Here is an 11,848-nt window from a genome sequence, read left to right on the forward strand (position 1 = left end):
GTGACGGCCACCGTCACCGAAGGTTCTTACACGGATACGGCCGGCAATGAAGGTTCCGAAGGCGTCGACACCGAGACCTTCGACGTCGACGGTCCGTCCGTCGTGGTCGATATCGTCAACGAAGGCCAGACCGGCACGGTCACCTTCACCTTCTCCGAGCCCGTGACCGGCTTCGATGGTAGCGATGTTACCGTTGGCAACGGCACACTGTCGAACCTGACGCAGACCGGCCCCAACACCTGGACGGCAATTGTAACGCCTGCCGCCACCGGCGATGTCACGGTTGCCGTCGGCGATGGCTCCTACACCGACCTTGCCGGCAATCCGGGCACGCCCGGCTCCGACAGCGAGGTCTTTGACCGCACCGCGCCGACGGTCGGCGTCGAGATCACCGATAACGGGCAGGACGGCACGCTGGTGCTGACCTTCTCGCCGGATACCGATCGCGACAGCTTCAACCCGGCCGACGATCTCGATCTGGAGAATGCCGATCTCGGCACGGATGGCACATGGTCGGAAGATGCCGACGGCAACCAGGTCTGGACGGCAACCATCACGCCGACCGGCAATGGCGAAGTGACGGCCACCGTCACCGACGGCTCTTACACGGATACAGCCGGCAATGAAGGTTCGGAAGGCGCAGACACCGAGACCTTCGACGTCGACGGTCCGTCCGTCACGGTCGATATCGTCAACGAAGGCCAGACCGGCACGGTCACCTTCACCTTCTCCGAGCCGGTAACCGGCTTTGAGGCTGGCGATGTTACCGTTGGCAACGGTACGCTGTCGAACCTGACGCAGACCGGCCCCAACACCTGGACGGCGACGGTCACCCCGGAAACGACCGGCGATGTGATCGTCTCCGTCGGCGACGGCTCCTACACCGACCTTGCCGGCAACCCCGGCACGCCCGGCTCCGACAGCGAGGTCTTTGACCGCACCGCGCCGACGGTCGGCGTCGAGATCACCGATAACGGGCAGGACGGCACGCTGGTGCTGACCTTCTCGCCGGATACCGATCGCGACAGCTTCAACCCGGCCGACGATCTCGATCTGGAGAATGCCGATCTCGGCACGGATGGCACATGGTCGGAAGATGCCGATGGCAACCAGGTCTGGACGGCCACGATCACCCCGACCGGCAATGGCGAAGTGACGGCCACGGTTACCGACGGCTCCTACACCGACACGGCCGGCAATGAAGGTTCCGAAGGCGCCGACACCGAGACCTTCGACGTCGACGGTCCGTCCGTCGTGGTCGATATCGATATCGACGATGACGGCCTGGGCGGTGACGTCACCTTCACCTTCTCCGAAGATGTTGATGGCTTCGATGCCTCCGATATCAGCGTCAACAACGGTACGCTTTCGAACCTGCAGCAGGTCGACGGTCATACCTGGACCGCGAGGGTGACGCCTGAAAAGGCTGGCGGCGACCTGACCGTAACGGTTGCCGATGAGAGCTATACCGACAAGGTCGGCAATCTCGGCTCTGAGGGCGCGGATACCGAGGCATTTGAGCGCAATGCGCCGCTCGCATACGAAGACGATATCAGCCTGCAGCTTGCCGGCGATGACTTCAAGAGCGACGAGAACTTCAACATCGCCTTCGTTCTCGATTTCAGTGGCAGCGTTAACAACTACGAAGCAGGTCAGATGCTGAGTGCCGTGAAGACGGCCGGTCAGGCCTTCTTCGAAGGCACGACAGGTGATGTCAAAATCCAGCTTGTGGCTTTTTCTTCGGGTGCCACTTCGACAGTATCCTTCAGTAGCTATGCCGAATTCGCGGCGCAGGTTGATGCCTGGAATTCCCATCGTCCCTATAACGACCAGACCAATTACACGGCGGCCGTCAACGAGACAATGGAGTCCTATCAACCTATCGACGGTTACAACAATCGCGTCTTCTTCATGAGCGATGGAGAGCCCACCCGGGACTATGAAGGCACGTCGACCAGCGACATCGACCATTCGTTGAAGAGCGCCACCCAGACTGCATGGAATAATTTTGTTGCAGACAACAAAATCGACGTGCAGACGGTCGGCATCGGCCAGGGCGTCACGGTGCCCCGTCTGCAGGATGTCGATGAAGCCGATGGCGACAACCATGTCGTCCAGGTGGCCAACTTCGACGACCTCGTGGACGACCTGCTTGACGTTCTCAAGGAAGTGGACATCTCCGGCAATGTGCTGAACGGCGCCGATGGCGTCGCCGGTACCGCGGATGACGATCTTCTCGGTATCGATGGCGGCCGCATCCTCTCGATCGATGTCGACGGCGAGACCTACACCTATGATCAGGGCCGTATTGTCGACCACAACGGCAACCAGGTCGAGGACGGGTCGATCCTCAACGTGGAAACCGATCAGGGCGGCAGGCTCGTCTTCGATTTCGAAACCGGCGACTGGACCTACACGGCTGATCCCGACACGGGCACGGGCGAAGAAAACTTCCGCTATGTGCTTACCGATGACAGCGGTGATACCAGCGAAGCCTCGTTGAAGATCGATGTTCAGGAGGCCGGCGCCACTGCGTCTGCCGCACGCATGGCAATCGAGACCGACAGTGCGGAAGACAGCGGCGACGCGGCGGTTCAAGGCATGTTCCACGCCGAGACGCTGGGCCTCGCCTCGATCGGTGAAGCCCCGGCCGAGGAAAATGACGCCAGCGGCGATCATCCGGCCGCCGATGACGACATCAACGTGGCCGAGCTTGTCTACGAGGACAATGTCGAAAGCCTCGAGGCCTATCTGCCCGAGGAAAAGCACGCGGATCGCACGGCGGCAAATGACCCGCAGGACTTCAGCGATCCGGGCACGGCCAGCATCGATCTCAACGAGCTTGAAGATCACGCGATGATGGTGGGCTGAGCCCCCATCAGTGCCCATGAAGCACGATTGACAGCCGGGGCTCGGTCCCGGCTGCTAGCCCCCTTTTTCTCACAAGTCTGGCCCGGCCATGAATATCCACATCAACAGTAGTCGCGAGAACGGTGAAAAGGTCGAGCTTTCGGCCGGGACCGTTTCGGCCCGCTGGATCGAGGCCCTGCTGGCGGTTGCCGGCCATTACCGGATCGACTGTTCGCCCGAGCAGCTTCGGCTCGCCGATGCCTGGGACAACAGCGGCGACCGCAAGAGAAGTTTCGGCAAGCTTGCCCGCCAGGCCGGACTTTCGATCCGGTTCATCAGCACCGATCTTCGCATGATCAACGATATGCGGCTGCCTGTCGTGCTGGTCTTGAAGGATGGCGAGGTGGCCGTCGCCACCCGGCGCAATGGAGACCGGCTGACGCTCGGCTTTTCCGGCGATGGCGGGCTGACATCGGATATCAAGATTGACGGGATCCGGGACAGGATCGAACTGGTGGCGGTGATCCGCCCGGCCGGCGGCATGCCGGATGGCCGGATCGACAATTATATCGAGCCGTTCAAGAAACACTGGATGAGATCGATCGTCCTTGCCGATCTCAGGCCCTATGTCTTCATCATGCTGGCCTCGCTTGCGGCCAATATCCTTGCGCTCGCCAGCGTCATCTTTTCCATGCAGGTCTATGACCGCGTGGTGCCGGCGCAGTCCTATCCGACGTTGTTTGTGCTTGGCGGCGGCGCGCTTATCGCGGTGATCTTCGCCTTCGTCATGCGCCAGATGCGCATGAAGATCACCGATGTTCTGGGCAAGCGGGCCGATCTGCGCATATCCGACAAGGTGTTCGGCCATGCGCTTCGGGTGAAGAACAGCGCCCGTCCGCAGGCGACCGGCACCTTTATCGCGCAGCTTCGCGAACTGGAACATGTGCGTGAGATGATGACCTCGTCGGCCGTCTCGGCCATCGCGGATATCCCGTTCTTTCTGCTGTTCTGCCTGATCTTCTGGTGGGTTGCGGGCAATCTGGTCTGGGTTCCGGCGGTCGCGGTACTGCTTCTCATCCTGCCCGGCGTTCTCGCGCAGGGCCGGCTCAGGGCGCTGGCCAAGGCCAATATGCGCGAATCCGCGCTGCGCAACGCCATGCTGGTCGAGGCCGTCCAGGGGCTGGACGACATCAAGCTGTTGCAGGCCGAGGACCGGTTCCAGAACCACTGGAACCATTACAACGCCGTCAACGCCGACAGCGGCATGAAGCTGCGCGACCTTGTCGGTACGCTCGGCAACTGGACGCAGACGGTGCAGGGCATGGTCTATATCGCCGTCGTCGCGGCCGGCGCGCCGGCGGTAATGTTCGGCGACATGACGACGGGTGCACTGGTTGCCGCCGCCATGCTGTCGACTCGCATGCTGGCGCCGCTCGCCAGCGTTGCGCAAATCCTCAACCGTTGGCAGCAGGCGAAGATCGCCGGCGAAAGCCTCGACAAGATCATGACGCTGCCGGTCGACCACCCCGAGAATGCCAAGCGCATCCACAAGCCGGTGATCAAGGGCGAATTTCAGTTCACGAATGCAGTCTTTGCCTATGAAAAGGAGCCGGTGCTCACCGTCGAGGCGCTGAAAATCGCGGCGGGCTCGAAGGTCGGCATTATCGGCCGCAACGGTGCCGGCAAGTCGACCCTGCTGCAGGGGCTTTCCGGGCTGATGGAAGCGCGCTCGGGCACGGTGCTGGTCGATGGCGTCAATATCACCCATGTCGATCCGGCCGATCTGCGCCGCCATATCGGACTTGCCGGCCAGAACGCCCGGCTGTTCTACGGCACGATCCGTGAAAATCTCTGCCTCGGCGCGCCCAATGCCCGCGACGAGGAACTGATCGCCGCCCTTGAGCGCACCGGCGCATGGGAGTTCATCCGCGCCATGCCCGAAGGGCTCGATCGGCAGATCCAGGAGGGCGGTATCGGCCTTTCCGGCGGCCAGCGTCAGGCCATTATTCTGTCGCGCCTGTTGTTGCGCGAACCCTCGGTGATCCTGCTCGACGAGCCGACCGCGTCGCTTGATGAAACCGCGGAGCAGAAGGTGCTTTCCGCGCTTTCGGAGCTGGCAGGGGAAACCACGCTGGTCGTCGCCACCCACAAGCCATCGATCCTGGCGCTGGTGGACCGGCTGCTGGTGGTGTCGAACGGCAAGATCATCATGGACGGGCCGCGCGACACGATCCTGACCCGCCTGCGCAAGGGCGAGGCGCTGGCCGCCAAAAAGCGCGAGGTGAAGGTCCAATGAGCGCCGCTTCTTATGACAGCCTGATCGAGGGCGACGATATTTCGGCCAGCGGCGCCAACCGGGTTGTGCTGGTACTGTTCCTGATCCTCGCCGCCTTCTTCGTCTGGGCCTACTTCTTTTCCGTGGAGGAAGTGTCGTCGGGGCCCGGCACGGTGGTGCCGCTCTCGCATGAACAGGTGATCCAGTCCTTCGACGGCGGTATTCTGGCCGAGCTTGATGTCAGCGCCGGCGAGATCGTCGACAAGGGTCAGGTGCTGGCGCGCCTCGACCCCACACGCGCCCAGGCCGAATATGACGAGACGGCGGCGCGCTACCGCGCTTCGCTGGCCCAGGCCGCGCGCCTGCAGGCGGAAGTCACCGGAGCGGAAAGCGTAACCTTTCCGGCGGCGCTCGACGATTATCCGGAGCTCAGAGCTTCCGAACAGGCCCTGTTTACGGCCCGGACGGAAAGCTACCACGAATCCATCACCGATATGGAAGCCGATATGGCGCTGCTCGAGGAGCAGCTTCGCCTGACCACGCCGCTGCTCGCGACCGGGGCTGCGAGCAAGGTCGAACTTATCAAGCTCAAGCGCGACCGCGGCGACATCAAGCTCAGAATGGATGACATGCGCTCCAAATATGTCATCGAGACCGGCGAGAAGCTGGCCGAGGCGCAGGCGGAAGTGCAGTCGCTGCTGTCCACGCTGAACGGGCTTGAGGACACGATTTCCCACACCACGATCCGCTCCCCGGTTCATGGCGTGATCAAGGATGTGGCGGTGACCACGATCGGCGGCGTGATTTCGCCGAATGGCGCGGTGATGACGATCGTGCCGCTCAACGACCAGCTCTTGATCGAGGCGCGCGTCTCGCCGCGCGATATTGCCTTCATCCATCCCGGCCAAGACGCGCTGGTGAAGATCACCGCCTATGATTACTCGGTCTATGGCGGGCTTGAGGGCACGGTCGAGAATATCTCGCCGGACACGATCCGCGACGAGATCACTCCGGAAAACCTCTATTACCGCGTCTATATCCGCACCGCCTCCGACGCGCTGGTCAATGCGGCCGGCAAGCGGTTTCCCATTTCCCCCGGCATGATCGCGACTGTCGATATCAAGACCGGCGAAAAGACCGTCTGGGATTATCTCATCAAGCCGCTCAACCGGGGTCGGGAGGCTCTCAGGGAGCGCTGATCATCATGAAAGGCCCGTCAGGGCGAACCAACCGATGTCAATGAAACTGAAGGAGAGAGAAATGCTGAAGACCATATCCATCGCCATCCTTGCGGGCGTTCTGTCCGCCGGTGCCGCCAGCGCGGGCATGCTGAATGTCCATAACCCGAACATGCGGTTTGACAGTGTGTCGCCGGCGCTGACCGAACTGGACGCTTATTTCGTCCGCCCCGGCAAGCCCGTCAGCGTCAACCGGGTTCGCGAAATCCAGCTCGGCGCTTCGCAGAGCGACGTTGCCAAGTTGCTGGGCCAGCCGGTGCGCACCGCCAAGAATGGCAAGGCTTGGGATTACGATCTCAAATTCGTGACGGCGGAGGAAGGCGAGATCGTCTGCCAGTACAAGGTTCTGTTCGGCAATGGCAACGCGGTTGAAGAAACCGTATGGCGCCGTCCGCAGTGCCGCGACCTCGTGATCGGCCGCAACTAAGTTGTGGATAACGAATCAATAGGTTATGTTGATCTAGGTATTGATTCGTTCTTCTCCCGCAGCAATCTGTGCGTGCGTTGTCCGCTCGGGAACAAAGCAGTCTGGGAGGCCCATTTCGGGCGTTTTCTCAAGACCGCATAGTATGGAAGCGCAGTGGCACAGCAAATTATGCTCTGTGTGGCTTCGGCCGCACGGCGTCTGAATCTCGCCCTTTTTTTGAGCCTGGCGGCCGGCGTCGCCAGTTGCTCGACAAGTGGCGCCGGACGACCCTCCGTATCATTCGAAGACAGGACCGGCTCGATCCAGGAAGAGCGACCGGCGATCGACAAGCCTGCCGATTTGACCGCGGCCGGCCAGAGCATTGACGGTCTGGTGCAGGTCGCGCTCTACCAGAGCCCGGCGATGATCGAGAGCGCCGCAACCATTCGCGAAGCGTCCGGCAATATCGATGTCGCCAAGGGCGGCTACCTGCCCACGATCAGCGGCGGGGTGACAGGCGGCGTGGGCGATGCCGACGACCCATCCTTCGTGCTTTCGGCCAACCAGCTGCTCTTCGATTTCGGCAGGACGGACCGCGAGGTGGCGCGCGCCGACCTTTCCGCACAGGAAGCCGTGCTGGAGTTTCAGGCCAATGCCGACAAGGTGCTGATCGATGTGCTGACCGCCTATGCCGAGTTCAGCCGCTACCGCAACAATGTCAAAATAGACCAGGAACGGGTCAAGCGGCTCGGCGAACTGAGCAATCTGATCGGCCAGCGCGCATCGGCCGGCGCCACCACCCAACCGGATGTGCTGGCGGCGCAAAACAGCCTTGAGAAGGCCCGTCACGATCTGCTCGAAATGCAGTCCGAACGCGACCGGGCCGCCAACCAGCTTCGTGAATATTCGGGCCCCTTCGCCATCGACCTGAATGTGGATCTGGAGAAGGTCCCGGGGTCCTGCACGCCGACCCCGACCGTACCCGACACGCTCCCGGAAGTGGCGCTTGCGCATCTGGAAATCGCCCAGGCCCAACTTGAATATGAGGATGCCCAGAAGGCCCGTCTGCCCGGCGTTTCGGCGGAGGCCTATGGCCGACAGCCGCTTTATGACGAGGGGTTCAGGGTGGGCATCAATTTCAATGTGCTGCCGACGCTCTGGCAGGGCGGCGCGATCGAGGCGGCGAAAAGGGCGGCCGAGGATGCGCTCGCTGCCGCGAAGGCGCGCCTCGACAAGGTGCGCCAGACCGCCTCGCTCGATGCGCTCGATGCCGGAACCGCCATGACCAATGCCCGTCAGTTGATTGCATCCGCGAACACCCAGACGAAATTGCTCGATCAGACCCGGGCGCTTTACCGCAGCCAGTATTTCGATCTCGGCACCCGCAACCTCAACGACCTGCTGGATGCGGAGGAGGATTACTACAACGCCCTGATCGAGCGCAGCGACAGCGAACGCGATCTCGACGTCGCACTGCTGCAATGCCACCTCACCGGCGGCACGCTCCGCTCCGCCCTCGGCCTCTCCAACGTGACGCTATACGGCTACCCCATCGACAGTTTCGGCGTCGATGTCGGCGAGGAGACGGCGGAGGTCGAGGAATCCAGTGTCGCGATGAAAGCCGCAGATAGCAGCGCTCAGTGATGGGAGTAATTGCGACTAAAATGGCTTCACAGGAAAGGCCCTGAGAGTTTCGCCTTTCCCTCGCTCGCTCATGGATGGAAGCGAATAAACTTCATGCTGTTCCGTCCTGAGGTAAAGCACCAGCTGCGCCGAGGTCATGCAACTCAATCTCGCCAGGGTCTGCCGCACTCCGAGGCTTTATCGGTTTGGGTGGTGCGGCTTGCCATGCTTTCAAATTGACGCCTACGAGGTCATAAAACGCCGGAACGATTGTCTCCAAGTCTTCTATGAAAGTCTTCCTGCCGGAAAAGCGCTTTCCCAGCGACTCTACTAAGAGAACCTCAAAGCTATGGGGCACCAAGTCGGAATTGTCGGTCTGGATCGATTCCGGTGTTTCGCGGAGCTCCGATGTTAATTTTGTGGTTGGTGCACCGCGGCCGGGCCAATGTGCTCTTACGAGCAGCCGTTCATCTTTATCCGGCAGCATGCGAAGTAGCCAGTTAACTCGAGCTTTGGTCGATTTACGGTCGCCTGGCGCTTTCACGTTCATTGAACAGCAGATCGTTTTTCGCGCGAGATCTGCCACCAGATCAATGTCGGAGGCACAATCCGGTACGCGGATCGTTGACTTCAAATAATGATGCTCTACCAATCCATCAATTTGCTTCTTTCTCCGTCCTTCGGGGTCCCCTTGCAGGCGTCGTTCGATAATGGCCTGCACCTGTCTACCGACATGGCTCGAAAGGTGGAGACACAAATCGCGCTCCTCTGCGAGCCAACTCGAAGCGACATTTTCCACGTCTTGCGCGGTCTTCTTTAGCTTGACGTCATTGGAAATCGCCTGGACAACATCTTTCCATTCCGGCGCCATTTGCGTGAATCTTTCGATGCCTGTCGCCGGGTGGGCGAAAAAGTCATTGAGTTGATTAAGCAGGTAGGATTGTTCACTATCAGTAACTTCTTCAGCGTAAGCCAAGATTTCGCAAATTGTGGCCAGCCAAGTCCATGACCAGTGGTAGAGACCAACCTTTCGAAGCAAGTTTTTTGGCACTGGGACCGGAGATTGGTCGGCGCGAGCTACGAACTGATTTGAAATTGTAATGACGGCATCAATTCCCTGCGACCGCGCAACCTCCACGTAGCGCTGAACCTGATCAGAATCGAGGTCGTTCTTGCCTACTTTGGCTTCAATCAAAGCGGACCAGATGTTCCGTCCCGTCTCGACCACGATTAGGCCGTCAGGCCGGCAACCGCTGATGCTCTTCTCTCTGAATACGACTTCGGTGAAAGCTCTGACTCGAGTTCGCTTTCCCACTCGGACGCCCACTGTGCCAAGCACGTTTTCCGCGACTGCGGGGATTTGGGTCATGACCGAGAGAAATATAGAAGCTACACGTTTCTCTTTACTGGTTTCGGCCAAGATCGGAAATAGTCTGGCCTGATCCCCACTCGAAAGATATTCTGGCAGTTCTGTCATATACGGTTCCCCCTCCGTTTCTCAAACAGAATAGCGAGGGAATATATTGGAGTCTATGGTGCCGGTTTCATGAATGGACGTGGGCGGCTCTCAATGCCGGCTTCCGGCGTCGTAGGGTGAATCCAGCGAGAAGGCGGGGATGTCGATCTTAAGGAGGCGGTTGTCGGCGGTTTTGACGATGTAGTGGCCGACCATGATGCCGGAGGGCGTGTCGAGCGGAGCGGCGGATTGGTAGCTGTAGCGCTCTTCCGGTTCGATCACCGGATGCTTGCCGGCAATGCCGTCGCCCGACACGGTTTCGACAATGCCGCTGGCATTGGTGATCGTCCAGTGACGCGAGACGATCTCGATCCGGCTGTCGCGGTGATTGGCGATCTCGATCTCATAGGCCCAGACGAAATGCTCGTCCTCCGGCATGGAATGGTTTTCCAGAAAGCTTGGCCTGACGCTGACCTCGATCTCGTGGGTGATCGCCCTGTAGTGCACTGGTTCTCCCTGCAAGCCCCGGCCGGCTTGAGTCATCGGGCGTCAATCTGAATCGCCCGATGATCCAGCTCTTTGTCTCAACGCATCGGGTTATCGAAAAGCCGGCTCCCGCTTTTTCGCCCGATGCTCTGGCCGCCCGTGAGGCCAATGTGGCTCAGTCAGGCAGTTTTGCAAGGGCCTGGGCGAAATCCTCGATCAGGTCGTCGGTGTCCTCGATGCCGGCGGAGAACCGGATCGTGCCGCCGGTGATGCCGAGTTCGGCGCGCGCGTCCTCCGCGAGGTTCTTGTGCGTCGTGGTCGCCGGATGGGTGATCAGGCTCTTGGCGTCGCCGAGATTATTGGAGATCGAGACGATGTCGAGCTTGTCCTGCAGCGCGAAGGCCGCCTCCTTGCCGCCCTTCAGCTCAAACGCGACCAGCGTGGAGCCGGCGGCCATCTGCTTCTTGACGATGTCGGCCTGCGGATGGTCATCGCGGCCGGGATAGATCACGCGCGCGATCTGCTTCTGGTCGGCCAGGAAATCGGCGATCTTTCCGGCAGTCTCGGTCTGCTGGCGCACGCGCAGCGGGAAGGTTTCGAGACCCTTCAGAAGCAGCCATGCATTGAAAGGGGAGAGGGCAGGGCCGGTATGGCGGAAATAGTCTTGCAACTCTTCCTCGATCCATTCCTTCGACGACAGCACGAGACCGCCGAGCACCCGGCCCTGGCCGTCGATATGCTTGGTCGCGGAATAGACGACGATGTCGGCGCCGAGTTCCAGCGGCTTCTGGTAGAGCGCGGTGGCAAACACATTGTCGACCACGGTGCGGGCGCCGGCCTGCTTTGCGAGCGCCGCAACGCCGGCGATATCGACAACTTCCAGCGTCGGATTGGTCGGGCTTTCGAGGAAGAACAGCTTGGTGTTGGGGCGGATCGCGGCTTCCCAATTGGCAAGATCGCGGCCATCGACCAGCGTGCATTCAATGCCGTATTTGGGAGCCAGCGTCTCCACCACCCAGCGGCAGGAACCGAACAGCGCACGGGCCGCGACGATATGATCGCCGGCCTTCAACTGGCACAGGATCGCCGCGGAAACCGCGGCCATGCCGGAGGCGGTGGCGCGGGCATCCTCGGCGCCTTCCAGCGCGCACATGCGTTGCTCGAACATCGCATTGGTGGGGCTGCCATAACGGGCGTAGATGAAGCCCTCTTCCTCGCCCTTGAAGCGCGCTTCGGCGGCGGCGGAATTCTCGTAGAGAAAGCCCTGTGTGAGGAAAATGCCCTCCGACATTTCGCCATACTGCGAACGGAGGCTGCCGCCGTGAACGAGCTTGGTCTGAGGACGCCAGGACTTTTTCATCATATCTCTCCAAACAAAAAAACCGGTCGCGCGGGACCGGTTCACCCGGCCTTTTAGCTAGTTGTTTAACGTGGCTGCAAGCCGACCGGCCAAATCACCACGGGTATAAAGGCGGCATAATCCCTATAAGCGCTTGCGTCAATTCTGAAAGCTT

General features: G+C 60.7%; 8 protein-coding genes and 1 riboswitch. Of the genes, 5 read left to right on the forward strand and 3 right to left on the reverse strand.

Annotation, left to right across the window (positions count from 1 at the left end):
• From V6765_RS05865 to V6765_RS05885, 5 genes are all read left to right on the forward strand, one after another.
• Window positions 1–2,871: Ig-like domain-containing protein (locus V6765_RS05865; RefSeq protein ID WP_448427208.1), on the forward strand; the 2,871-nt coding region annotated here is incomplete at its 5' end.
• A gap of 88 nt (window positions 2,872–2,959) precedes the next feature.
• Window positions 2,960–5,146: a type I secretion system permease/ATPase gene (locus V6765_RS05870; protein WP_448427209.1), complete on the forward strand. Its 2,187-nt coding sequence runs from the start codon at window positions 2,960–2,962 to the stop codon at window positions 5,144–5,146.
• A complete protein-coding gene (locus V6765_RS05875; RefSeq protein ID WP_448427210.1) occupies window positions 5,143–6,324 on the forward strand; it encodes an HlyD family type I secretion periplasmic adaptor subunit in 1,182 nt (393 codons plus the stop codon). Before V6765_RS05870 ends, V6765_RS05875 begins: the two co-directional genes overlap by 4 nt.
• Window positions 6,325–6,385: 61 nt before the next feature.
• Entirely contained in the window at window positions 6,386–6,790 is a 405-nt protein-coding gene (bamE, locus tag V6765_RS05880; RefSeq protein ID WP_448427211.1) for an outer membrane protein assembly factor BamE domain-containing protein, read from the forward strand.
• 153 nt (window positions 6,791–6,943) lie between these two features.
• Window positions 6,944–8,413, forward strand: a complete 1,470-nt coding sequence (locus V6765_RS05885) for a TolC family protein (protein WP_448427212.1) — start codon at window positions 6,944–6,946, stop codon at window positions 8,411–8,413.
• A gap of 91 nt (window positions 8,414–8,504) precedes the next feature.
• Here the strand turns inward: V6765_RS05885 and V6765_RS05890 are convergent, their stop codons facing one another.
• The 3 genes from V6765_RS05890 to V6765_RS05900 form a co-directional block, all read right to left on the reverse strand.
• Window positions 8,505–9,869: a hypothetical protein gene (locus tag V6765_RS05890; RefSeq protein WP_448427213.1), complete on the reverse strand. Its 1,365-nt coding sequence runs from the start codon at window positions 9,867–9,869 to the stop codon at window positions 8,505–8,507.
• Between the two features lie 90 nt (window positions 9,870–9,959).
• On the reverse strand, window positions 9,960–10,355 hold the full coding sequence (gene apaG, locus V6765_RS05895) for a Co2+/Mg2+ efflux protein ApaG (RefSeq protein WP_448427214.1): 396 nt from the start codon (window positions 10,353–10,355) through the stop codon (window positions 9,960–9,962).
• A 154-nt stretch (window positions 10,356–10,509) separates the two neighbouring features.
• Window positions 10,510–11,694 (reverse strand): O-succinylhomoserine sulfhydrylase, encoded by a 1,185-nt coding sequence (locus V6765_RS05900; protein WP_448427215.1) that lies wholly within the window; start codon window positions 11,692–11,694, stop codon window positions 10,510–10,512.
• A gap of 33 nt (window positions 11,695–11,727) precedes the next feature.
• A riboswitch (SAM riboswitch) is annotated at window positions 11,728–11,805 on the reverse strand.
• Between the last annotated feature and the right edge of the window lie 43 nt (window positions 11,806–11,848).

This window comes from Martelella sp. FOR1707 (assembly GCF_053484265.1).